At 42.0% G+C, this 25,667-nt stretch carries 19 protein-coding genes and 1 riboswitch; of the genes, 15 read left to right on the top strand and 4 right to left on the bottom strand.

Going from position 1 to position 25,667, the window contains the following annotated elements:
* Positions 1-395: 395 nt before the first annotated feature.
* The 11 genes from NFS43_RS12420 (at position 396) to NFS43_RS12470 (ending at position 20,720) form a co-directional block, all read left to right on the top strand.
* Entirely contained in the window at positions 396-6,455 is a 6,060-nt protein-coding gene (locus NFS43_RS12420) for a lamin tail domain-containing protein (protein WP_251551992.1), read from the top strand.
* A gap of 228 nt (positions 6,456-6,683) precedes the next feature.
* A complete protein-coding gene (gene argC, locus NFS43_RS12425) occupies positions 6,684-7,721 on the top strand; it encodes an N-acetyl-gamma-glutamyl-phosphate reductase (protein WP_251551993.1) in 1,038 nt (345 codons plus the stop codon).
* Between the two features lie 71 nt (positions 7,722-7,792).
* A complete protein-coding gene (gene argJ / locus NFS43_RS12430) occupies positions 7,793-9,019 on the top strand; it encodes a bifunctional ornithine acetyltransferase/N-acetylglutamate synthase (RefSeq protein WP_251551994.1) in 1,227 nt (408 codons plus the stop codon).
* A gap of 11 nt (positions 9,020-9,030) precedes the next feature.
* On the top strand, positions 9,031-9,831 hold the full coding sequence (gene argB, locus NFS43_RS12435) for an acetylglutamate kinase (protein WP_251551995.1): 801 nt from the start codon (positions 9,031-9,033) through the stop codon (positions 9,829-9,831).
* A complete protein-coding gene (locus NFS43_RS12440; RefSeq protein ID WP_251551996.1) occupies positions 9,828-11,027 on the top strand; it encodes an acetylornithine transaminase in 1,200 nt (399 codons plus the stop codon). The genes argB and NFS43_RS12440 overlap by 4 nt, the downstream gene beginning before the upstream one ends.
* A gap of 6 nt (positions 11,028-11,033) precedes the next feature.
* Positions 11,034-12,110 (top strand): carbamoyl phosphate synthase small subunit, encoded by a 1,077-nt coding sequence (locus NFS43_RS12445; RefSeq protein WP_251552024.1) that lies wholly within the window; start codon positions 11,034-11,036, stop codon positions 12,108-12,110.
* The gene (carB, locus tag NFS43_RS12450) at positions 12,097-15,330 is read left to right on the top strand and encodes a carbamoyl-phosphate synthase (glutamine-hydrolyzing) large subunit (protein ID WP_251551997.1); all 3,234 of its coding nucleotides are present in this window, start codon (positions 12,097-12,099) and stop codon (positions 15,328-15,330) included. Before NFS43_RS12445 ends, carB begins: the two co-directional genes overlap by 14 nt.
* Positions 15,314-16,291 carry an ornithine carbamoyltransferase gene (gene argF / locus NFS43_RS12455; RefSeq protein WP_251551998.1) on the top strand — a complete coding sequence of 326 codons (978 nt, stop codon included), beginning with the start codon at positions 15,314-15,316 and terminating at the stop codon, positions 16,289-16,291. The genes carB and argF overlap by 17 nt, the downstream gene beginning before the upstream one ends.
* An 81-nt stretch (positions 16,292-16,372) precedes the next feature.
* Positions 16,373-17,584, top strand: coding sequence for an argininosuccinate synthase (locus NFS43_RS12460; protein ID WP_251551999.1), 1,212 nt, complete (start codon positions 16,373-16,375; stop codon positions 17,582-17,584).
* Between the two features lie 64 nt (positions 17,585-17,648).
* Positions 17,649-19,025, top strand: a complete 1,377-nt coding sequence (gene argH, locus NFS43_RS12465; RefSeq protein WP_251552000.1) for an argininosuccinate lyase — start codon at positions 17,649-17,651, stop codon at positions 19,023-19,025.
* A 272-nt stretch (positions 19,026-19,297) separates the two neighbouring features.
* A riboswitch (SAM riboswitch) is annotated at positions 19,298-19,409 on the top strand.
* Positions 19,410-19,481: 72 nt separating this feature from the next.
* Positions 19,482-20,720 (top strand): homoserine dehydrogenase, encoded by a 1,239-nt coding sequence (locus NFS43_RS12470; protein ID WP_251552001.1) that lies wholly within the window; start codon positions 19,482-19,484, stop codon positions 20,718-20,720.
* A 303-nt stretch (positions 20,721-21,023) separates the two neighbouring features.
* Here the strand turns inward: NFS43_RS12470 and NFS43_RS12475 are convergent, their stop codons facing one another.
* Both NFS43_RS12475 and NFS43_RS12480 read right to left on the bottom strand, forming a co-directional pair.
* Positions 21,024-21,212 (bottom strand): YfhD family protein, encoded by a 189-nt coding sequence (locus tag NFS43_RS12475; protein ID WP_251552002.1) that lies wholly within the window; start codon positions 21,210-21,212, stop codon positions 21,024-21,026.
* A gap of 91 nt (positions 21,213-21,303) precedes the next feature.
* Positions 21,304-21,435, bottom strand: coding sequence for a YfhE family protein (locus NFS43_RS12480; protein WP_251552003.1), 132 nt, complete (start codon positions 21,433-21,435; stop codon positions 21,304-21,306).
* Positions 21,436-21,603: 168 nt separating this feature from the next.
* On the opposite strand from NFS43_RS12480, the gene recX reads away from it, so the two are divergent.
* On the top strand, positions 21,604-22,416 hold the full coding sequence (gene recX / locus NFS43_RS12485) for a recombination regulator RecX (RefSeq protein WP_251552004.1): 813 nt from the start codon (positions 21,604-21,606) through the stop codon (positions 22,414-22,416).
* Positions 22,417-22,449: 33 nt separating this feature from the next.
* Positions 22,450-22,773, top strand: a complete 324-nt coding sequence (locus NFS43_RS12490) for a YfhH family protein (RefSeq protein WP_251552025.1) — start codon at positions 22,450-22,452, stop codon at positions 22,771-22,773.
* A gap of 88 nt (positions 22,774-22,861) precedes the next feature.
* On the opposite strand, the gene NFS43_RS12495 is transcribed toward NFS43_RS12490, so the two are convergent.
* Positions 22,862-23,038 carry a small, acid-soluble spore protein K gene (locus NFS43_RS12495; protein ID WP_251552005.1) on the bottom strand — a complete coding sequence of 59 codons (177 nt, stop codon included), beginning with the start codon at positions 23,036-23,038 and terminating at the stop codon, positions 22,862-22,864.
* A 130-nt stretch (positions 23,039-23,168) separates the two neighbouring features.
* Between NFS43_RS12495 and NFS43_RS12500 the strand changes: the two genes are divergently transcribed.
* Positions 23,169-23,438, top strand: a complete 270-nt coding sequence (locus NFS43_RS12500; protein WP_251552006.1) for a YfhJ family protein — start codon at positions 23,169-23,171, stop codon at positions 23,436-23,438.
* Positions 23,439-23,461: 23 nt separating this feature from the next.
* Here NFS43_RS12500 and NFS43_RS12505 read toward each other — a convergent pair whose 3' ends face one another.
* On the bottom strand, positions 23,462-24,442 hold the full coding sequence (locus NFS43_RS12505) for a metal-dependent hydrolase (RefSeq protein ID WP_251552007.1): 981 nt from the start codon (positions 24,440-24,442) through the stop codon (positions 23,462-23,464).
* Between the two features lie 126 nt (positions 24,443-24,568).
* On the opposite strand from NFS43_RS12505, the gene mutY reads away from it, so the two are divergent.
* Complete coding sequence (mutY, locus tag NFS43_RS12510) at positions 24,569-25,666, top strand: A/G-specific adenine glycosylase (RefSeq protein ID WP_251552008.1); 1,098 nt, start codon at positions 24,569-24,571, stop codon at positions 25,664-25,666.
* The last annotated feature ends 1 nt before the right edge of the window (position 25,667 follow it).

The following is a 25,667-nucleotide window of genomic DNA, read 5'->3' on the forward strand; positions in this document are numbered from 1 at the left end:
ATAGGAGTGAGCCTGAGCCGGAACAGGATTAGATAAAAAGTTAATTATCTGAAAAATTAGAAATAAAGATAACCAGTTCATTGATGAAGGTAATTGTCGAAATCTGTTTATAGCCACTGATAAGCCCCCTGAATATGAATAAATATAATTTTGCTACTCTTTTTTGCCAAAATACAAATAATCAATAAAAAAAATCCATTAATATACGTTTTTTGCTAAAAATACATAGGAATTCTTAAATTATTTTACTATAAAGTTAAGAAAAAATCATTAACACTATTTTCATAGTGTTAAAAATTTTGTAGAATAATATAGAAATACAGATTATTATGTCAAAAAAGGCGGCAATCCCTATTTGATGTAGTAAAATTGATCAATCAAAGGGTGGTTAGTGGATGAAGGTAAGAAATAGGAGGACGAAGCGTTGGATGAGTATGCTCACAGCAATTCTGCTGCTAGTGAGTACATTAGTGCCAAGTAGTTTAATTGGTAAGGTATACGCAGACATGGCTGATCATGTTGTGATCTCGCAGGTTTTTGGAGCGGGAGGAAATAGTAGTGCTTCTGGGGGGACTGCTCCTTATAAAAAAGACTTCATAGAGTTGTATAACCCAACTGATGAACCGATAGATTTAAATGGATGGTCTGTCCAATATGGTTCTTCTGGCGGGAGTACATGGCAGGTAACGGCTTTGACCGGGACGATTGGGGCTCATGGTTATTACCTGATCTCTGAAGGTGGAGGTGCTGCCGGCAATGATCTTCCGACTCCAGATGCAACTGGTGGAATTTCTATGTCTGGAACCTCGGGGAAAGTGGCTTTATTAAATACTACCACTCAGGCAAAAGGGGAAGTGCCGGAGAATGCAGTCGATTTTGTTGGTTTTGGTTCTGCTAATGGATTTGAAGGATTAGCGCCAACAAAGACACTATCTAATACTAAAAGTGCTCAGCGCAGACCGTATTCAAATGTTGACCCATCTCCTGGTAAAGGGAATGCGTGGGACACAGATGATAATGCAGCGGACTTCTATGTCGGTCCAGTTGCTGAACCAAAAAATACTGCCAGCCCAGCAGAAGAGCCAATGGTTCCACAGATAAGCTTGCAGCCTAAGGGTAATCATATTCAATTTTTACAACAAGATACTTTGGTGACGATAAAGGGCTCTGCGGAAGCTGCTGAAGCCGATTCCACTATTAGGGTATATAATACAGCTTCCAAAGGAACAGCTCTTGCAACTGCTGAAGCAGCAGAAGACGGCTCCTTTGAAATCAGTTTCACCTCTGAAAAAGCAGCTTTGCCTTCTGTATTTATTGCTTCTACACAAGGGGATTTGGATGAAAGTGCTGCCATCCAAATTGATCTGGCACAGCCTAGTTCATCGGTTGACCAAGGAAAGTTAAGCTATGTGGTTACAGATGGTGTTGGCACGCTAATTGGAGGCGAGGATGCTGCTGAGGCAAATGCCATCATTAATGTCTATCCGGATAGTACAGCAGCGGAGGCTGAAAGATTAAATACAGAAACAATAAACGCAGGGTCTGACGGCGGTTTCTCTGTTACCATAAACGATGCTCCAGCTGCTGTCTATGTTACCCAGTTAACGAACTCAGCAAAGGGGATTAAGTTGGAAAGTATCCCTGTATCTGTTACTAAAGCAGATATTAGTTCTTTAAAAAAAATTGCTGATGTACGTGCCTCCACTTCAAAGGGGCAGCCAGAAAATCTGAATAAGTTCTTTACCATTGAAGGTGTTGCAACAGTTGATAACCAAATACTTGGGACACAAAAACAGAATTTCTACCTTCAAGATGATACAGCGGGAATCAATATTTTTAGTACTGATTTTGAAACGCCTTTCCCTGTTGTTAAAGGGGATAAACTAAAAATAACGGGAAAAGTGATAGAATATAATGGTTTAACTGAGCTGGAACCTACTTCCATTGAGAAAATAAGTGAAGGTAATCAACTGCCAGACCCAAAAAATCTTACGATTGCTGATTCGACTGACTTCGCTGTGGCAGAACCACTGGAAGGCAGCCTTGTCACGATAACAGGAAAAGTTTCGGCATCTGCAGCTTCAGGCTCCAATTATAATGTGACCTTTGTGGATGAAAATAGTAAATCTACTACAATAAGGGTTATGGCAGCATCCAATATTAACCCTGAAACAGATCTTGCCGCCGGAAAAAGTTATACAGTAACTGGGGTATTAGGCCAGTATACCACTAATGCTTCAGCAACAAACGGGTACCAATTATATCCACGTGATTTAAAGGATATTGCACCGATATTAGGTATTACACATACTCCATTAACAGAGATATTTAAAGGGACGGATGTGGAGTTTGCGGCCAATGCAGATGGAGCAGAGTCTGTGACAGTTTATTACAGAGCGGAAGGTCATGATGACTACACTGCATTACCAATGATCCATAACGGCGATAGCCGTTACACGGTTCAATTAGAAGCAGAAAATGTACCACAAATGGGATTTGACTATTTTATTGAAGCGAAAGCAGGAACACAAACTCAATTTGCAGGAACCAGTGAATCACCATATACTGTTTCATTAGTTGATGACACATATGGACCGGATATTAATAGTGAAACACCGCAAAACGATACGAAGGTAGAAAGCCCAACACCTGAAATTTCTGCTATGATTCAAGATCCAAGCGGTGTTGATGGAACAACAGTCAAATTGTGGCTAGATGATCAAGAACTGAAGGCACCAACTGCGAGCATAAGTAAAACACAAGTCAAATACAAGCCGGTTGCCGATCTTGCCCTTGGCAAGCATAAGGTTAAGGTTGCGGCAAAAGATGTAATCGGGAATGAAACCGTAAAAGAATGGACCTTTGAAGTAGTCCCGCGCTTTACTGGGGGAAATCATTATCGGGGAACCACCCATAATCATACAAACATCTCACATGATGCTGCAGGTACACCTGAAGATGCATTAAAAGCAGGGCTTGCCCATCACTATGATTGGTTTGCATTCTCCGATCATTCACATGATATTGATCCAGAAAAATTAGGAACAGATACAGTTGTCCGTGATGGTATGCAGGAACGCTCAGGCGGAAGTGATTGGCAATTAACGAAAGATCTTGCTGACCAATATACAACGGATGATTATGTTGTCTTCCCAGCCTTTGAAATGACGTCTACTACGTGGGGACACTCTAATATTTTCGGTTCTGAGAACTTTATTGACCGAAATATAAATGGAAAACAATATCAAGACTTGAGTCAGTATTATGCATGGGTCATCACATATGATGATATCGTCGGCCAATTTAACCATCCAGATATGTCTGCGAACGCGTTTAACAACTTTAAACCGTATGATAGTGAAGTTGATAAGTTATTCACAATGCTGGAAGTAGGCAATGGATCGGGACACTATGGCTATGCCAATGCCGAAGGAAAGTTTTTTTCAGCATTAGATTTAGGCTGGCATGTGGCTCCTACATATGGGGAGGATAACCATGAAGGGACTTGGGGACAGGTAAATGCACGAACCGTTATTGTTGCCGATGACTTAAGTCAGGAATCACTTCTCCATTCTATGCGCAATATGCGAGTATATATGGAAGAAGATCCAAACTTTACATTAGACGTATTAGCAAATGGCTACTACATGGGCTCTACAGTTGACAGTAAAACATTAAAGTTTTCTATTTCCGGAAGTGATTCTGTAGCAGAGAAGCATAATGAAAGTGATTATAATTACCTTCCAACTAGTTATCAATCGGATGATAGAATTGAGAAAGTAGAATTGATTACAAATGGCGGAAAAGTAGTTGATTCGATTTCACCTATGGAAAAAGAGTTCACTTGGAATCCTGAATATAAAGTGACAGGCGGACAGCAGTGGTTTGTAGTAAAAGTCACTCAAAAGGATGGAGAGCGTATATACTCTGCACCAATTTGGTCAAAAGAAGAAGCCGTTGATGTAAAAATTAACAGCATTGATATTGATGGCGGCGTTATTGTTGGCGGAAATCCCGCAACTTTAAAGGCAGCCGCAGCCAATAATGGGACAGAAATAATAAAAAATCTCAAGGTAGATTTTTATTACGATGAAGTAAATGAGAATCATTTTATTGGGACAAACACTATCTCATCTATTCTGACAAAAAGTTCATCTACTGCATCTGTGACTTGGGAGAACCCAGTGAAAGGCAATCATCAATTAATTGCTGTTGTGACATCCTTAGATGATCTTGATATCGGGGAAGTTACCTTTGCAACGGATGTAACCATTAAAGAGCCTCTCGGGATTAAAGTGTTGATTGATGCTTACCATGGAAATGAAAATACCAGTGGTGACAATGGAACCTATAAGGACAACTTAAAAACCTTTACGCTATTGCTCCAGAAAGAGGGCTACACGGTAGCAGAGAATAAGGCAGCGATAACAGAAGAGACATTAAAAAATGTACAGGTTTTAGTGATTACAGCAAATAGATCGCCGTTTTCTGCAGGTGAAAATGCTGCGATTGCTAAATTTGTGAAAAACGGCGGTTCATTGTTAATGGCAGGTAAGAGTAATAACAGCTCTGATTCTACCATAAATAATGGATTACTTTCAGAAATCGGGACAGCTATTAGAGTTAATAATGATGGTGTATTTGATGATAGTAAAACAGGGAATTTCTGGTCGGATCCAGCGGTCAGTCCTTGGGCAGTTAGAGTCCATCCCGATCTTGTGTCTAACTACATCACAGACAGAGTCTCCTTTATTGATTACTATAGTGGTGCAAGTTTAACAGGTGCCGATAATAAGCCGCTTTCCGACAGTCAAAAGGTTGTTATTCTTGCAAAAGGAAATGAAACCACCTACCAAAATAACATTAAGGGCGGATATACTTATGATGCCGTTTCAAATGAGTCCGGCGGGTCTGCCATTCCGTTGATTGCTTCAGAGGAAATTGGTGATAAAGGCCGGGTAATCGTCACTGGCATGAACATATTTAATGATAAACAAATGGATGAATCTTATGAACCAAAAGGGAATGATGAATTCTCCTTAAATGCATTGAACTGGCTGGCACATCGAGAAACGCAAGTAACCAATCTTGCGGATGCACGAAACCTAGCTGATGATACGAATGTTGTAGTAGAAGGTACAGTAACAACAGGTGCCGGTGTATTCTTCGACGCCTTCTACTTGCAGGATCAAACGGGCGGTATTATGGCATTCCAAGAGGTACCTGATGGTTCGCTGAAGGCTGGAGATAAAGTTCGGGTATATGGTCACCTAAAAACATTTGAAAATAATAAAGAGCTTGAATTTACCAGCTTTGATAGGGATGTTATCAAAATTGGAACAGGGGAACCGCTACAGCCAAAATTGGTAGCTACTGGAGAAGCAACTTCTCCTGGTAACCAGGGTTTGCTAGTTAAAGTAAAAGGAACTGTGGTTTCCAAGTTCGATGAGAATTCCTATTATGTCAATGATGGTTCCGGTGATGTATTAGTATTTACTGATGGTTACATTGAGAATCAAAGTGGTCCGGTACCGGAACTTAAAGCCGGTGACACTTTAGAAGCAACTGGCCTATCAGGATCCTTTGCACAGGGAGAAAGGATTCGTGTTAGGGATACGAAGGAATTAATCGCTACAGTTCATAATTCTGGAACAGAGCCGGGAGGTACAGCTGGGAACGAACCAGGTGATAATCCAGGATCAAACCCAGGAGATACAACCGGGAATGGACAAGGTAATACTGGAAATTCACAAGTGGATGTGCCAGCAGTATCGATTAAACCAGTTATTAACAATGGGAAAGCATCAATCGACCGTAACGAGCTAAAAGATGCCATTAAAAAAGTAAAAAATAATAGTTCCATAACAATCGATTTAGGCAGCAATCATTCAGTAAATATTGGACTTACGAAAGACCAAGTGAATCAATTGAAGGAAAAAGGAATTCCTTTAGTACTGAGCAATGATGAAGTGAATGTTTCGATTCCATCGAGCATTCTTGTCAATGGCAAAGATCTTGTTATTGAAGTCAAGCGTGCATCGGATGTCGACACAGCCAAGAGCTCTGTTTACGAGTTTACGATTATGATAGACGGAAAAGAAGTTCACCAATTTGCTGAACCCATTACACTAACATTTGTTGTTGATATCAGCAAGGTGAAAAATACCAGCGATTTAAAAGTCTACTACTACAATGAACAAACGATGGTTTGGGAATTGGTACCTGGTGCTGTTTATAAGGATGGAAAAGTGGAGGTGAAAACGCCTCACTTTAGCAAATTTACTGTTTTTGAAGTTGGCGGCAACAGCAAAGTGATTAATGAACCGGCTTCCAATACGAAGCTGCCAAATACAGCAACTAATTCGTACAATTTACTAGCAGCTGGATTAATTGTGCTGGTAATAGGATTTGCCTTCATTTTCGTTAAACGGCGCAAGCCATCAGGAAACCTGTAAAAAAAATGTTGAGGAGCGTACCTGATATTCACTAAGGATATTGGGTACGTTTTTTTATTTGATAAGTACTTTAGACTTTAAATTTTATACACAGGATTAATGGAAGCGTTTTCAATAAAACAACGATAAATATTTGATATTAATAGAAAATTAGCAAATTTACATATTGAATAATTATTTGTTAGTATGTATAATAATTCATTATGAGGAACACAGGAGATGACAAAGATGAAAGCTGCAGTAATTGGGGGTACAGGTTATGGAGCCATTGAATTGATCAGGCTGATCCATAGGCATCCATACCTTGAGATGGGATCCGTCGTTTCCAACTCACAGGCTGGAAACAAACTTAGCGACAGTTATCCTCACCTTTCAGGGATTGTCGACCATCCGCTTGAAAAATTTAATGCCGCCGCTCTTTCCGAAACAAACGATGTGGTATTTCTTGCTACTCCATCGGGTGTAAGCAGTAATCTTGTACCTCAGCTGATGGAAGCAGGAATGACATGTATCGACCTGTCCGGTGATTTCCGCCTCAGGTCATCGGAAGAATATCAAACATGGTATAAGCATTCTCCAGCAGAGGAGTATTACCTGAAGCAGGCGGTTTACGGTTTAAGCGAGATATATAGCGAACAAATAAAATCCGCCAAATTAATCGCCAATCCGGGCTGTTATCCTACTGCTTCTACTCTCGGGTTAATACCGATTTTAAGGGCAAATATGGCAGATTATGATTCTATTGTTATAGATGCAAAATCCGGCGTATCTGGAGCAGGAAGAGGGCTTTCCTTAACTTCCCATTATGCAGAGATTAATGAAAACCTAAAAGCTTATAAACTTGGTGCCCATCAGCATATTCCGGAAATTGAACAGGTGCTGGCAGATGAAGCAGGTCTTTCGATGCCGATTACGTTTACTACCCATTTAGTTCCAATGACAAGAGGAATCATGTGCACCATTTATGTCAAATTAACTGACAAGGCTTCCCTAGAAGAGGTCTGGGGAATCTATACTGCTTTTTATAAAAATCACCCATTTATCAGGATCAGGCCGAAAGGTTCAATCCCTGCAACGAAAGAAGTGATGGGGACTAACTTCTGCGATATTGGTCTCCATGTCGACTCACGTACCAATCGCCTGACGATTATTTCAGTGATTGATAATTTGGTGAAAGGCGCAGCAGGCCAGGCAGTTCAGAATGTAAACTTAATGAATGGCTGGGATGTCAGGACAGGGCTTGATGACATACCATTATATCCATAGGCAATATAAAGGAAATTACTAGATCAATAGTCTTGTATAAATCAACAGGGAACCGTAGGGGGTTTTTAAAAATGCAGGCAACAACAGCAAAAGAAATCATAGTATTGGAAAATGAAAGTGTCACATTACCAAAAGGGTTCAAAGCTGGCGGAATTCATTGTGGGATTAAACGAAAGCGAATGGACCTGGGATACATCGTATCAGAAGTACCTGCTGCCGTTGCAGGAGTCTATACCACGAATTTATTTCAGGCGGCCCCATTATTAGTGACCCAGGAAAGCATCGCTAAAGAAAATAAAATTCAAGCAATCATTGTGAACTCTGGGAATGCCAATGCCTGTACGGGGGAGCAAGGAATCAAGGATGCCTATGAGATGCAAAAGGAGTTCGCAGGGCAGCTTGGAATCCAAGAACATCTTGTTGCTGTCACTTCGACCGGGGTCATTGGTGAACTTTTGCCGATGGATAAAGTGAAAACAGGAATTCACCAAATCCTGGATAAAGAATATGAAAATGAATCCTTTTTTAAAGAAGCGATCTTAACAACGGATACTTGTACAAAGCAAATCGCTGTCCAAATAAAAATAGATGGAAAGACCATCACGATTGGCGGGGCGGCAAAGGGGTCTGGAATGATCCATCCCAATATGGCAACCATGCTTGGATTTGTGACAACAGATGCGAACGTTGCCCAAGAAGATTTGCTGGCAGCCTTAAAAGATGTGACGAATAAATCTTTTAATATGATTACAGTCGATGGAGATACAAGCACCAATGATATGGTGCTGGTTATGGCGAATGGGCTGGCAGGAAATGGCCAGCTTACAAAAAACCATCCGGAATGGGACCTATTCAAAGCAGGGCTGCAAATTGCCTGTGAAGATCTGGCCAAAAAAATTGCCCGTGACGGGGAAGGGGCAACCAAGCTGATTGAAGTCCAAGTAAACGGGGCCAGCTCCTTCGAGGATGCACGTGCAGTCGGAAAGTCCATTATCTCTTCCAATCTTGTAAAAACAGCCATTTATGGAACAGACCCGAACTGGGGAAGAATTGTCACTGCTATTGGATATAGCGGAATATCGCTAAATCCTAATAATATCAAGGTGTGTTTAGGACCGTATAACGTTTTTGAAAATGGGCTGCCTTGCCCCATAGTGGAAGATGAAGTGAAAGAATATTTGGAGTTGGATACGATAAAGATCACAGCCGAGTTAAATCAGGGAGACCAGAATGCCACGGCCTGGGGATGCGATTTAACCTATGATTATGTCAAAATCAACGCATCCTACCGCACATAAGGAGGAGAAAAATGAAATATGCAGTCATAAAGTGCGGCGGAAGTGTGTTAGAAAATCTTCCAAAATCGTTTTATGAAGATGTGGTAAAGCTGCATCAATCTGGTGAATGGGCTCCCGTTATCGTCCATGGCGGCGGCCCGTTGATTACATCCCTATTAAAAACACTTCATGTAGAGACCACCTTTGTAAATGGATTAAGAGTGACTAACCATGAAGTATTGGATGTAGTGGAAATGGTTCTAAGCGGGTCAGTAAACAAACAGGTAGTAAGGAATCTCATCGAGGCAGGCGGCAAGGCGCTGGGCGTAAGCGGTGTGGATGGAATGCTCCTAAAGGCAAGGCCGGTAAATGAGGCGAAAACGATCGGCTTTGTCGGAGAAGTCACAGAGGTGAACAAAAAAATCATTGAAGATATAGCTGATCAAGGATTTATTCCTGTTATTTCACCAATCGGCATCGATAGCAGCTCACAGCGTTATAACATAAACGGCGATGTTGCCGCTGCGGCAGTCGCCAAGGAATTAAAGGCTGCCTTGTGCTTCATCAGCGATATTCCAGGCATTTTAGTGGAGAAAGATGGCGTAAAGACGAAGCTTGATAAAGTAAGTAAATCCGGAATTGAAAAATTAATTGAAAACAAAACGATTTATGGCGGGATGATTCCAAAGGCAAAGGCTGCTATTGACGGCCTTTCCTATAATATACCTGAAGTTGCCATTATTAATGGCTTTGAAAAAAATGGGTTAATTGATTATATCAATGGCAAGCAAATCGGCACGAAAATTGTTCTAGAAGAGGAGATTGTATTATGACAGCGACACAGCCACTCTCCCTAACTTCTCCGCTGATGGCTACCTACAGCCGCTTCCCAGTTACTTTAGTAAAGGGAAAAGGAAGTTATGTATGGGATGATCAAGGAGTTCAATATTTAGATTTCACATCAGGCATAGCCACATGTAATTTGGGGCATGTTCCCGATGCGGTGAAGCAAAAAGTGGAGGAGCAATTGCAAAATCTATGGCACTGCTCAAATCTTTATCATATACCTAATCAAGCTCAGCTTGCAGCGCTGCTTACGGCAAACAGCTGCGGCGATCAGGTGTTTTTTTGCAACAGCGGCGCTGAAGCCAATGAAGCAGCCATTAAGCTGGCAAGACGATACGCAAATAAAGTAAAAAATAGCGGCACATCCGAAGTCGTGACCTTTACTCAATCGTTCCATGGCAGAACATTAGCCACCTTAACAGCTACAGGGCAAGAAAAGATCCAGCATGGTTTTGCACCGCTGATGCCTGGGTTCAGCTACTTGCCATTTAATGATTTGGATGCCTTAGGTCAGCTGGCAGAACGTAAACCTGCAGCCGTCCTTCTTGAGCTTGTGCAGGGTGAAGGAGGCGTCATCCCTGCTGATCAGGAATGGGTAAGCAAGCTTGCTCAAGTATGCAAGGAAAACGATATTCTATTAATGGTCGATGAGATTCAAACAGGAATGGGCAGAACCGGCACATTGTTCGCCTACGAGCAATACGGGATAGAGCCAGATGTAATCAGTATGGCGAAAGGACTGGGCTCGGGTTTTCCAATCGGAGCCATCATTGCCAATGAAAAAGCAGCACAAGGCTTTGAGCCTGGGAGCCATGGCAGCACGTTTGGCGGTAATCCGCTGGCGACTGCTGCGGGAGTGGCGACTGTTACCTATTTGCTTGAAAATAACGTACTGGATCATGTGAATGAAGTTTCACAATATCTTGATGAACAGCTTCAAAGTTTGAAAGAGAAGTTTTCCATCATTAAAGATATCCGCGGCAAAGGGTTATTGAAAGGATTGGCATTTGAGTCAGGAGCGCCGGAGATTGTCCAAAAGGCGATCAGCCATCAGCTGCTTATCCTGACTGCGGGTCCAAACGTGGTGCGGATTTTACCTCCATTGCCGGTAACAAAAGCGGAAATCGATGAATTTATTATAGCGTTAGAAAAATCTATCCAAAGTATGGAGAAAGGCGAGTGAGTGTTTTTGGAACAGGGATACCTTACTTTGGAGACGGGAGAAGTATTCGAGGGTGTACTGATTGGAGCTGGAAAAGAATCTCTCGGAGAGGTCGTTTTTAATACAAGTATGACCGGATATCAGGAAATCATTACCGACCCATCCTATGCCGGACAAATTATTACATTTTGCTATCCAATTATCGGAAACTATGGGATTAATGCCTTGGACGATGAAAGCATCACACCCGCTTTGGCTGGAGTGGTCATCGGTGACCTATGTGAAACCCCCAGCCACTACCAATCCATCCAGAAATTTTCCGAAAAGCTTGCATCAGCAGGGGTAACCGGGATTGCTGGCGTGGATACAAGACTCCTAGTGAAAACAATCCGCAGCCGAGGGACCGTAAAAGGTATCGTAAGCCATTCAAAGGATGTGGATTTTTCGCAGCAAGATAAGGAGACTTTATGGGTTGATAAGGTATCAACGAAGAAAACCCAATATTTTCATAATAGAGGGCCGCATGTGGTCTTAATAGATTATGGCTACAAGAAATCCATTCTTAGTGCCCTGCTGGCAGAAGATTGTTCGGTTACGGTAGTCCCATATAGTACTCCTTTTGAAAAAATCCAAGCGCTGGACCCGGACGGGGTATTGTTATCAAATGGACCTGGAGACCCAGCAGCATTGAAAAAATGGTTCCCAGAAATCAAAAAAATCACCATGAAATATCCTTCTCTGGGCATCTGTCTGGGACACCAATTAATCGCCCTGTCTTATGGGGCAAAGACCACCAAGCTTGCCTATGGGCACAGGGGCGGCAATCATCCGGTTAAGGAATTGGAAACGGGCAAAGTGAAAATTACCGCACAAAATCACAGCTATGTTGTGATGGATGACAGCATTGACGGAAAAATATTTGATATCACGTATCGAAATGTCAATGACCAATCGATCGAAGGGTTAAAGCATAAAGTTTATCCGATTCAAACCGTGCAATTTCATCCAGAAGCCCATCCGGGACCAAGCGATACAGAATATATTCTAAAAGAATTTGTTAAAAGAATTGCATCATTGGGAGAGACACGTTATGCCGTTAAATAATAAATTGAAAAAAGTGCTGGTTATCGGCTCGGGTCCGATAGTCATAGGGCAGGCTGCAGAATTTGATTATGCCGGGACCCAGGCCTGTATCGCTCTAAAAGAAGAAGGATTAGAGGTTGTTTTAGTTAATAATAATCCAGCAACCATCATGACAGATCAAGCAGTCGCCGATAAGGTTTATATTGAGCCGCTGAATACAGCTGTTATTGAAAAAATCATTCAAAAAGAAAGACCGGACGGAATTATTGGAACATTGGGAGGGCAAACTGGCCTGAATCTTACTGTTCAGCTTTATGAACAGAAAATTCTCGAGAACTACCATGTCGAATTGTTAGGAACATCGGTAGAATCCATCAAAAATGGTGAAGACCGCGAGAGATTCCGCAATCTAATGCTGCAAATCGGCGAACCGATACCGGAATCAGCCATTATCCAGGATTATGAGGAAGGAGTCAAATTTGTTGAAAAAATTGGCTTTCCTGTCATTATCCGCCCTGCCTTTACACTTGGCGGGGAAGGCGGAGGGTTTGCTTATAATGAGGAGGAGCTGGAGGTTGTCCTTAAAAAAGGACTCGCCGCGAGCCCGATCCACCAGGTTCTAGTGGAGAAAAGCATTAAAGGCTGGAAGGAAATTGAATATGAAGTCATGCGGGATGCTAATGATACGTGCATCATCGTCTGCAATATGGAAAATATGGACCCTGTTGGTGTCCATACAGGAGATTCCATTGTGGTTGCTCCATCCCAGACATTGAGTGATGTACAGTATCAAATGCTCCGTGATGTTTCTATAAAGGTCATTCGCGAGCTTGAAATTATTGGCGGATGCAATATTCAATTTGCGCTGCATCCTGAATCAAACCAGTATTATATTATTGAAGTCAATCCAAGGGTCAGCCGCTCATCGGCTCTTGCCTCGAAAGCGACCGGTTATCCGATTGCCCGGATGGCAGCAAAATGTGCGATTGGTTACCATTTGGATGAGATTATCAACCCAATTACAGGCAATACCTTCGCCTCGTTTGAACCGGCGATTGATTATATTGTGGTAAAACTGCCGCGCTTCCCGTTTGATAAGTTCCCTGAGGCTGATCGAACATTGGGGACACAAATGAAAGCAACGGGTGAAGTGATGGCCATTGACCGGACGTTTGAAGGAGCTCTTAATAAAGCTATCCGTTCGATGGAGATGAATGTGTACGGTCTTTGTGTAGAGGCCAATAAAACATTGGCGGAGGACACCCTTTTTCATCTTCTCGAAACAGCTAATGACCGGCGCCTGTTTGTGATTGCCGAAGCATTCCGCAGGGGTATCTCCCTTGAGCAGGTTCAGCAGGCAACGGAGATTGATCCGTGGTTTTTACACAAAATTAGTTCAATCGTAGAGGTTGAAACGCAGCTGGGGGCTTATCAGTGGAGTGAAGTTCCTGATTCACTGCTAATCAAAGCCAAGCGGCTCAATATGGCTGATAAGCTGTTATCGCAAATTTTTGCGGTTCAGGAAAAGGCAGTTAGAAATAAATGGAAAGAACTGAGCATTCAACCAGGCTATAAAATGGTCGATACCTGTTCAGCAGAATTTGATGCCATCACCCCTTATTTTTATTCTACCTATCATGGATTTGATGAAGTGGAAATATCCAATCGGAAAAAGATTCTTGTCGTTGGATCTGGTCCGATTCGAATCGGCCAGGGAATTGAATTCGATTATTGCTCTGTCCATGCGGCAAAGGCAATTAAGAAAAAAGGCTATGAAGCGGTTGTGATCAATAATAATCCAGAAACGGTGAGTACGGATTATTCAACAGCTGACCGCCTCTATTTTGAACCTCTTACTGCAGAAGATGTCCTTCATGTGATTCAAAAGGAGCAAGTGGAGGGTGTGCTGATTCAATTTGGCGGACAAACGGCGATCAATCTGGCTCATGATTTGGAGGAAGAAGGAGTAACGATCCTGGGCACAGCCGTGACGAATGTCGACAAAGTGGAGGACCGAAAGGAATTTTATCAGCTGCTGGAAGACCTGGAGATTCCTCATATTGAAGGAAAAACGGCCACACGGAAAGAAGAACTGGTAATGGCAGCTGCCGACCTAGGCTATCCGGTGCTTGTCAGACCGTCCTACGTCATTGGCGGACAGTCCATGTTTACCATCTTTTCAGAGGAAGAACTCTATCAATATATTAAACAGCTTGAAGAAAATGCAAACGAAAAAATGTGGCCGCTGTTAATCGATAAATTTATGCCAGGACTAGAATGTGAGATTGATGTGATTTGTGATGGTGACCAAATCGTTGTCCCTGGAATATTTGAGCATATTGAAAAAGCGGGAGTCCACTCGGGGGACAGTATTACCGTATTTCCTCCGATTTCGATCCCCGATGAAGTAAAGTCGGTATTAATGGACTATGCAAGCAAAATTGCCAAAGCAGCATCAATTATTGGCATGATGAACATTCAATTTGTTATTTACAACGAAAAGGTTTATTGCTTAGAAGTCAATCCTCGTTCATCGCGAACGGTGCCGATTATGAGCAAGGTTACCGGGGTTCCAATGATTGAGTGGGCCGTTCGTGCCCAGCTTGGAGAAAAGGTTAGTGATTTTTCATCAGTTACAGGGCTTTTGGAGGAACCGAACTATTATTCTGTAAAGGCGCCCGTATTTTCTTCTGGAAAGTTAAAAGGAGTCGACCATGTCCTTGGCCCGGAAATGAAATCTACTGGCGAAGTCTTGGGGATGGGAAAGACCTATTTTGAGGCATTAAATAAGGCCGTTCCTCTGCTGCAAGACAAAAAAGAAGAAACCTATATTTTATGTTCCATATCTGATCGCGAAAAATCAGCCAGTCTCCCGATCATTCAAGAGCTTGCAAAAAAATACAAGCTGGCAGCAACGGCAGGGACAGCTGATTTTCTGCAAAATCATGGAATTTCTGTAGATAAGGTGCTTAGGGAAGAACAGGACGTGACAAAGTTGTTCCGAAATCAAGTGCTGAAGGCGGTTATTAACATTCCTAACCAAGGCCGCAACAAATTGAAATTTGGTTTCCATATCCGCGAGCAAGCCATCCGTTATAAGGTGCCTGTCTTTACTCATTTGGATACCGTTAAGGTTAACAGTGATCTATTGCATCATCAACAGGCTGATTTTGAGGTAAGTTCAATCAGCGATTTTTATCAACTGGAAGAAAGAGGTGCCGTTCATGCCAGAAGCCATTGAATGTAAGAATTTTAATAAGACCCACCCAGTCCATTTAAAAGGGAAAGATTTTATTCAGCTTGCTGATTTTACTAAAGAAGAGATTCATTATTTGCTTGATGTGGCTCTGGAGCTAAAGTCCATGCAAAAGCAGGGGAAACCGCACCCTTATTTAAACGGAAAAGTTTTAGGAATGATTTTTGAAAAATCGTCAACCCGTACGAGGGTCTCTTTTGAAGTTGGCATGCTGCAGCTTGGAGGCCATGCTATATTCTTAAGTTCGAAAGACATTCAGCTCGGCAGGGGGGAAACGGTTTCGGACACGGCGAAAGTGTTGTCGAGATATGTAGATGCGATTATGATCCGTACCTTTGGGCATGAAATGGTGGAGGAACTGGCAGAGCATGCCTCCATTCCAGTCATTAATGGATTAACGGACCTGCAGCATCCTACACAGGTATTAGCTGACCTGCTGACGATTCTTGAGCATAAGGGAAAGCTTGAAGGGTTAAAATTGTGCTATATTGGCGACGGTTATAACAATATGCCTCACTCCCTGCTGGAGGGGGCAGCGAAAGTGGGCATGAATATAAGTATTGCCAGCCCGCCAGGCTATCTCCCAAATGGAGCTATTGCGGAGCAAGCGATTCAAGCTGCTAAACAGTCTGGATGTACGGTGACAATTACAAATGATCCGGTTGAAGCTATAAAGAATGCAGATGTTGTAATTACCGATGTCTGGACCAGCATGGGAATGGAGGCGGAAACGGAGCAGCGGTTAAAAGCATTTGCATCGTACCAAGTAAACGAGGAATTATGCAAACATGCAAAAGAAGACTTCATCTTTTTGCACTGCCTGCCGGCGCACCGTGGAGAAGAGGTCACGGCGGAGATCATAGACGGCTCCCATTCCGTTGTTTTTGACGAAGCAGAGAACCGCCTGCATGCCCAAAAAGCAATTTTAAAACTTTTGCTAGAATAAGACTTTCATTTTTAACGAGAGATGTTGTATAATAATTCTATAGATTGAATAATAATACAAACATACGCAAGGAGAATAGAAATGGCGAAGGAAAAAGTTGTTTTAGCATACTCGGGCGGATTAGACACCTCCGTATCGGTGAAATGGATTCAAGAAAAGTACGGTTATGATGTGATTGCTTTAGGGCTTGATGTAGGAGAAGGAAAGGACCTCGAGGCGATCAAAACTAAGGCATTAAATGTCGGGGCCATTAAGGCCCATATTATAGATGCAAAAGAAATGCTGGCAAAGGATTATATTTTACCAGCTTTAAAGGCTAATTGTTTATATGAAGGAAAATATCCATTATCCTCTGCTCTTTCCAGACCGTTAATTTCCAAGCTTTTAGTGGATGTAGCCGAAAAAGAAGGCGCAACAGCAGTGGCACATGGCTGCACAGGCAAAGGAAATGACCAAGTGCGTTTTGAGGTTTCCATCCAAGCTTTGAATCCAAGCTTGAAAGTGGTTGCTCCTGTCCGTGAATGGGGCATGACCCGTGATGAAGAGATTGAATATGCCAAGAAGCATAACATTCCGATTCCAGTTGATTTAGACAATCCGTTCTCAATTGATGCAAACATCTGGGGGCGCGCCTGTGAAGCGGGTGTTCTTGAAAATCCTTGGACAGAGGCACCTGAAGCAGCCTATGATTGGACCAATCCAATTGAATTAACACCAGATGCACCAGAGTATATTGAAATTGAGTTCGAGCAAGGTGTTCCGGTTGGTTTAAATGGAGAAAAGCTCGAGCTTGTCCCATTAATTGAAAAATTAAATGAGCTTGGCGGCAAGCATGGGGTTGGCCGGATTGACCATATCGAAAATCGATTGGTAGGCATCAAATCACGTGAAGTGTATGAAAATCCGGCAGCACTTATTCTGATTAATGCCCATAAGGAATTGGAATTTTTAACATTGCCGCGTGAGGTTACACAATTCAAAACGCAAGTAGAACAGCAAATGGCGAAAATCATATATGAAGGTCTTTGGTATTCGCCGTTAAAAGCAGCGTTGGATGCTTTTATTGAAGAAACTCAAAAGGTCGTTTCCGGAGTCATCCGCGTGAAGCTCTTGAAGGGCACCCATACCGTTGTAGGAAGAAAATCGGTGCACAGCTTATATAATGAAGAACTGGCTACCTATACAAAGGGTGATGCATTTGACCATAATGCAGCAGTGGGCTTCATTAAGCTTTGGGGACTGCCAACAAAGGTCTATTCGGAAGTAAACCAAAAAGAGTCGGTGTTGAAATAATCAAAAGCTGCCCTCGAAATGTTTCGGGGGCTGTCTTCTTAAGCACAATGAGGGGGAGCAGCATATGTCAAAGCTATGGGGCGGACGTTTTACAAAAGAAACGAACAAGCTGGTAGAAGAGTTCACGGCCTCGATTCCGTTTGATCAAAAGTTAGCGAAAGAGGATATCGCAGGGAGCCTCGCCCATGTTCAAATGTTAGGTGAGTCGGGCATCATTCCAGAAGAAGATGCGGATAAAATACGAAACGGTCTGCTGCAAATTAAGGATTTGGTCGATCAGGGCGAAGTAGAGTTCTTGGTTGAAGATGAAGATATTCATATGAATATTGAAAAGCTATTACTGCAACAAATTGGGCCCGTTGGAGGAAAGCTGCATACGGGAAGAAGCCGGAATGATCAAGTGGCAACCGATATGCATCTTTATTTACGCACTAAAACAACCGAACTGATTACTTTGGTGGAAGATGTCCAGAATGCCATTATCGGACAGGCGAAAGTGAATATAGAAACATTGATACCGGGCTATACGCATTTGCAGCGCGCCCAGCCGGTTTCGTTTGCCCATCACTTAATGGCTTATTTTTGGATGTTTGAACGTGATAAAGAGAGATTAATTGACTCATTAAAACGGATCAACTGGCTGCCATTAGGGGCGGGGGCTTTAGCCGGCACAACGTTTCCGATTAATCGGAAACGGGTAGCGGAGCTTCTTGGTTTTGATACCATCTATCCGAATAGCATGGATGCTGTGAGTGACCGTGATTTTATTCTGGAATTTTTATCGATTGGCTCGATTATCATGACACATATTTCCAGACTAGCGGAAGAACTCGTGATCTGGTCTAGTCAGGAATTTCAGTTTGTCGAGTTGGATGATTCTTTTTGTACAGGCTCAAGCATTATGCCGCAAAAGAAGAATCCCGATGTACCTGAACTGCTTAGAGGCAAAACGGGACGCACGTATGGCAATTTGATTGGTTTGCTGACCGTATTAAAAGGTCTTCCGCTTGCCTACAACAAGGACTTGCAAGAGGACAAAGAGGGCATGTTTGATACGGTGGAAACACTTGAAGGCTCCTTAAAGCTGCTGGCACCGATGATTGAAACGATGACGGTTAAGAAAGACGTTATGCGCAAAGCAATCAATAATGACTATTCCAATGCAACAGATATTGCAGACTATTTAGTGACAAAAGGCCTTCCGTTCCGCGAAGCCCATGAGGTTATTGGAAAAATTGTTTTATATGCCATCCAGTCCGGCAAATTTTTGCTTGATTTAAGCTTTGAAGAATATCAGCAATTTAGCCCGTTATTTGAGGATGATATCTATAATGTACTGGCTCCTGAACATGTAGTAGCTGTCCGAAACAGCTTTGGCGGCACTTCTCCGGTACAGGTCAAGCAGCAGATTAAGCTGGCTGAAGAAAAATTGCTGAAATAGAGGATAGTCCGCCGTCTGGCGGGCTTATTTTTTAGGCATTCTACAAATTAGGCCTATGATTTTACAAAATTTAAAGTTTTTCTACGAAATCTTAGACGGATTCTACAAATTCTACTAACAATTCTACAAATATTAGGAATTACTGGAAAACTAAAGCTGTTACTGGACTGGATTTGAGTTTTATGTAGTAAATAGATCATTGACTTAGAAGGAAAATTCAGTTAATATAATTTCTATATGTTTCGAAATGAATCAATTTTAAATAAATATATCTCTTATCGAGAGCGGCGGAGGGACATGGCCCGATGAAGCCCGGCAACCTTCAAGGTGAAACTTGAAAAGGTGCTAATTCCTGCAGATAGTAGTTTATCTGACAGATAAGAGGAGGAACCAACCCTCTTCTTATCAAGAGGGTTTTTTTGTGAGCAAATAAATGACATGAAGGGTGGTCAAAACATGACTGGAATCAAAGTGGCAATTCTCGGGTTTGGCACAGTCGGCGAAGGTGTCTATCGGACAATTCAATCACATGAAGATGAATTGACCGAAGTTTTAGGGAAGAAGGTGGAAGTTGCTGCTATATTAGTGAAAACTGCAAAAAAAGCAAGGGAGATTCACGAACGGGTACTTGTCACTACTGACTTTGAAGAAATAATCCGCCTTCCGAAACTTGATGTTGTCATTGAGGCGATCGTCGGACAGGAGCCCTCTTATACATATTTAAAACGTTCCATTCAAAGAGGATGCCACATTGTTACTGCAAATAAGGAAATGTTTGCCCACCATGGAAAGGAACTGATTGGACTTGCAGAGGAGCATTATGTCCAAGTGGGGTTTGAAGCAACTGTAGCGGGAGGAATTCCAGTCATCCAAACGTTAAGGCAGCTTTTAAAAATCAACCGGGTTTCCCAAATTGATGGGATTCTTAACGGAACGTCAAACTTTATTTTGACGGAGATGCGTGAAAAAAAGCTGGCTTTTGGCCAAAGCCTGCGGCTTGCACAAGAGAAGGGCTATGCTGAAGCAAACCCTGTGAATGATGTAGAAGGCTTTGATGCCTTTTATAAAGCGATGATTCTAAGCCGTATTGCTTTTGGGACCGAACCCAGCTGGCAGGATGTGGAACGGGAGGGGATTACCAATATAACTGGCGACTTAATGCTGGCGGCTGAAAAATTGGGACTAAGGTTTAAACACGTGGCGAGCCTGCGGAAAGATAGCCATAAGATTCATGGATTGGTTAAACCAGCCCTTGTCGGCAATGAACATCCATTCTACCATGTTGAGGGAGTAGAAAACGCAGTGAATGTCCATTCTGATATTGTGGGAAGAATCACTTTGCAGGGGCCGGGGGCAGGAATGTTTCCAACTGCAAGTGCTGTTATTGAGGACTTAGTTTATGTGAATCAGTTTCATGCAGCCGATCAGGCGTCGAATCGAAAACCTGCCTCATTCGAAGTGGAGGAACATGATGAAGCGGTCGGATACTGGTTTATCCATGGTGTGAGTCAGGCTTCTTCATTAGGACTCAATGTCGTGTGGAGTGACGATGATTTCGCTGGGATTTATATTGTAAAAGCGACGAAGTCGGAGGTAGGACAACTGGCCCAACAAGAATCAACGATGCACTATTATGCAATTTTAGGTGAAATCCAGTGGGATTCAGTCAAACAGAGACCAAGTGTTGTAATCTGAAATGAAAAGGAGCTGCGGCTTCTTTCTTTTTTGGCTGGAATTTGAAGTGTTCACATCTTATTCACATTTCTAATATTAATATGTTAAAAAACTGTGAAAATCGTTGTTTAAAAACGGGAAGCAGAGTATAGTAAAAGTATAGAAAAGATGTGAATTGATTCACAATCAAAAAATGATTCCGATTTTAACGAGTTCTGATCGCTTTATTTGTGGTTAACTTCTCTTTGGAACTCGCTGAAATATATATCCCCCCTTATATATATATATTTTGAAAGAAGCAGGTTGGATCCTGCTTCTATTTTTTTACTTGCTTCTTCTCCTGGCAGCACGCTGGTTGGCAGCGTTTGCCCTTGCTTGTGCTTCCAAGTCAGCGCCATCCGCCATTTCCTTTGAAAATTCCACGTCTTTTCCATCTGTTTTCAAGTTCTTAGGCACCTGCGGCAAAGATGCTTTATTTTTATCACGAGTCTTATGTCCATGTGCACGTCCCATAACAAAACCCCTTTCATTTGTCTTTTTGAAAGCCGTAAAGACTCCCATTACTAGGATTTACAAATGAACAGGGGTTATTAGTGGTATAATTTTATAGCTTAGTTTTACGATCAGTGAAACCGCCGGCACGGTCGGCCATTTTAAATTCACGTTGGTATAATACCTCTTGTGTACTTGTAAGTGGATATTTTGCCCGATTCTTATCTTTTTTGCGATCTCCCATTTTTGATCATTCCTTTCGCCAATTTCATCGTAATTGGTACAAGATGCACCCTTTGACATTTTTTCCTAATATTCATTGAAACATACAGGCATAAATTATTTTGTTTAAAACAGAAAAGTTAAAATGGTAATCGGGAATATGGTAAAGTAGGGATGAGAGGTGAAGAAAATGGCTGTCATTACTAGAATCACCACCCAGCAGAAAAATCAGGACCGATTCAATTTATATTTGGACTACGGAAAAGGAGAAGAGTACGCCTTTAGTGTCGACAGCGACGTGCTCATCAAGTTTGATTTAAAAAAAGGGTTGGATATTGATGAACTTTCCATTATGGAAATACAATATCAGGATGATATCCGCAAAGCCTATAACCTCGCCGTGCATTATTTGGCGCGAAGAATGAGATCAGAAAAAGAGATAAAAGATTATTTGGCAAAAAAAGACGTAGAAGAACCGATTATAAATGAGGTGCTTCATAAATTAACAAACCAGAAATATACAAATGATAAAGATTTTGCTTTGGCTTTTGTGAGAACCCAAGTCAATACAACTGATAAGGGACCAGATTTAATTAAACAAGAACTAAAAGAAAAAGGAATCGCTGAAGAGCTCATTTTTATGGCATTGACGGAGTTTACTCATGAGCTGCAAATAGAAAAGGCTGTAAAGTTGAGCCAGAAATTCTTTAATAAGCCTTCAAAGGAATCCCAAAAGATTCAGAAACAAAAGCTAGAGCAAATGCTGGTTCGTAAAGGATATCCGATTGGGATCATTCAAATCGCCGCTGAGGGCGTGCAAAATAACGTTCAGGAAGACGAAGAATTTGCGGCAATCCAGTACCAAGGCGAGAAGACTCACAAGAAGTTTTCTCAATACAGCGGGTTTGAATACGAACAAAAAATGAAGCAGGCCTTGTATCGAAAAGGATTTTCGATCGAACTTATTGATCAATATTTGGCCCATATAAACAGAGGGAATTAGAATTAATTATAAAATGAACTGGATGTGAAAACTATGCAGCAGGTGAAACGTTATAGCGAAATGACTGTACAAGAATTAAACCAGGAAATTGCCAGTCTGAAGGAGCAGGCGAGAAAAGCGGAGCAAATGGGAATGGTAAATGAATTTGCTGTACTGGAAAGAAAAGTGCAAATGGCCCGCGCCTATTTGTTAGACCCTGAAACATTTAAAAAGGGAGAAATATACGAAATTGCGGGTGCACCTGGGGAATATTTTAAGATTGAATATCTCAAAGGGGTATTTGCTTGGGGCTGCCGTTTAGCTGGAGATGGAAGTGAAGAGGCACTGCCAATTTCTTTGCTAAATAAACTGAAATGAAAAAACAAACCAGAGAGAAAACTCTCTGATTTGTGGTGATAATAGGTTGAAACGTTTGGGACAAAGGCGCTTAGCTGTTCGGACTGTATTACTGCGAAGCTTGCGGGGATTCATCGTCGCGTGCTGACGAGGCTCTCATCCGCTCTTGTGGATGGGTGTTTATAGTTCCATCGGCTCTTCTTGACGCATATTCTGCTTTTGCCCGAGGCTCCCCATCAAAATTTTGTTTATTTTGATTGGGAAAATTCCGCTGCTTATTTCTCATGCTGTACCTCCATAAAAAGGGAATGAGAAACGTGTAAAGCGGTGCGTCGGCACCGTCCCTACCCGTACTATTAATATTCACATGGCGTTTTTATCTTATGTTAACAAGAAATTGGCAGGAGGTGAGACAAATGAATGATTATCAGGAGAAATTAACCAAACTGCTGCTCGAAAAAAATGAGCAGTTATCCTACAATGAAGCTCGCACCTGGGTAGAGCTATTGTGGGATGATTTTGAGACAACCCAGGCAAAGGCGGGCCATGAATATAAGGGCAGTGAAGTGACGGAAAGAATTGTTAAGCAATGGATTGAGAACTACGGGCCAAAACTCCACGAATTTACTGCCAGCAATCCAAAATACGAGCAGTATTTAAATCAAAATAAACAAATGCTGCACTAAAAAACTCGCCAATGGCGAGTTTTTTAACTTGGCAATATTCCTAATTTCTTCCTTAATTTGTGTTCGCTGTACACCCAGCCAGTATAAGAACGGATGGGTTTGAGATTTGCATCTAATTGAACGACGGCAACAAATGGATAATGCCCATTGCTTCTATAACGTAAATCAATGAAGCGGACTTCGTAATATTCATCGTATTCATCTACTTCCCAACGATACACTGGTGAAAAGGAAAGGAATGCAGCAATATTTTCGTCTTTTTTTGCCGCTTCGATCACCGGCGTTTGCGGAACAGGAATTCGTTTAAATCTGTCCAGGATTTCAACCTTTCCTTTTGTTGCCCTGCCCACGAAAAAAAACTTCTCGTTCATCGCTGCAATCCTCCATTGGTGAAATCTCATGGTTGGAGCCACAATGATTTCTTCTGCATCGGGAATCATCGACCTAAACTGAACCAAAACTCTTTTTTTGGCTTGATATCGTTTAAGATAATAGGCAATGATCACTATGAACATGGACAGAAATGTATATCCAGGATTTGCACCAATCGCCCAAATAAAAATCGCGAGGACATGGATCCCAAATATGAATGGATCAAAGGTATTAATGACGCCGAGGGCAACCCATTTGGCGGAAAATGGCCTTAGAGCCTGAGTGCCGTAGGCATTAAAAATATCAACGAAAACATGAATGAAAACAGCCGCAAACGTCCATGCCCATAAATGAAAAAGGTTGGCATCCGGAAAAAACGGATAAAGGACTGCCAATATCACCAGAGGCCATAAAATAACTGCAGGAACAGAATGAGTAATGCCGCGATGGTTCCGAATATAAATAGCGTTATTTCGCAGTTTTAATACCGTATCAATATCTGGTATTTGTGAGCCGGCGATAACAGCGATTAACACACTTGTTGTAGTGGATTGGCTTGCGGCAACTGCCGGATCTAATGTGGCAAGACCTCCAAGTGCAATCCCCATTACAACATGAGTTCCAGTATCCAAAAGAAAAAATCTCCTTTCAAATTTCTTGTCAAAAAACATATTATCGATTATCGTTTTAAGCAAACTATTAATATTTATTATATTCCCTTTTATTGTAGTGCTTACTAGCGGGAGGACCCAAATGTTATGTTAATTGAACAAAATTTTACCAAAAAAATCAATATAAATGCTTTTCAGCAGGACTTACTCACATGGTTTGAAAGGGAACAGCGTGACCTGCCTTGGAGGAAGGATAAAGACCCATACAAAGTCTGGGTTTCAGAAATCATGCTCCAGCAGACACGGGTGGACTCGGTTATCCCTTATTTTAACCGATTTATCGATTGGTTTCCAACGATTGAAGATTTAGCCGAAGCAGATGAAGATAAAGTTTTAAAGGCATGGGAAGGACTTGGATACTATTCACGAGTCCGGAACCTGCAATCCGCCGTTAAAGAGGTAAAAGAAAAATATAATGGCGAAGTGCCGAAATCTCCAGAGGAAATCTCTGGTCTAAAAGGGGTAGGTCCTTATACTGCCGGTGCGATATTGAGTATCGCTTATGGATTGCCGGAGCCGGCGGTTGACGGCAATGTGATGAGGGTTCTTTCCAGAATTTTATTGATTTGGGACGATATCGCCAAACCAGCCTCCCGGAAAGTTTTTGAAAAGGCAGTCAGGGAACTGATTTCACATGAGGACCCTTCTGCCTTTAACCAAGCACTGATGGAGCTAGGCGCTTTAATTTGCACCCCAACCTCCCCATCCTGCCTGTTATGTCCGGTACGGGAGCATTGCCATGCATTTGAAGAAGGAGTTCAAGAACAACTGCCGGTAAAGACAAAAAAGACCAAAACTCGTCATGTTCAGCTTGCTTCGGCCATTCTAATGGACGAGAAGGGCAGATTCTTAATTCATAAGCGGCCAGAGAGTGGATTGCTGGCCAATTTATGGGAGTTTCCAAATATAGAATTACAGCATCCCCTGCAGTTTGAGCGTGAAGCGGTGAAACAGCAGTTTAGCCAATCTTTACATCTTGAAGTTCATTTAGAAAAAATTATTGGTCAAATAGAGCATGTATTTTCCCACCTAATATGGAATATCGAGGTCTATGCCGGAAAAATCAGCGCCAGTGTACCTGAAAATGAGGATTGGAAGCTGGTAACAACTGAACAGATCCAGGAATTTGCTTTTCCTGTTCCCCATCAAAAGATGTTTAAATTATATCAGGATTCTCAATCATAAA

The sequence above is a fragment of the Neobacillus muris genome (assembly GCF_943193175.1).
GTDB classification, from domain to species: domain Bacteria; phylum Bacillota; class Bacilli; order Bacillales; family Cytobacillaceae; genus Neobacillus; species Neobacillus muris.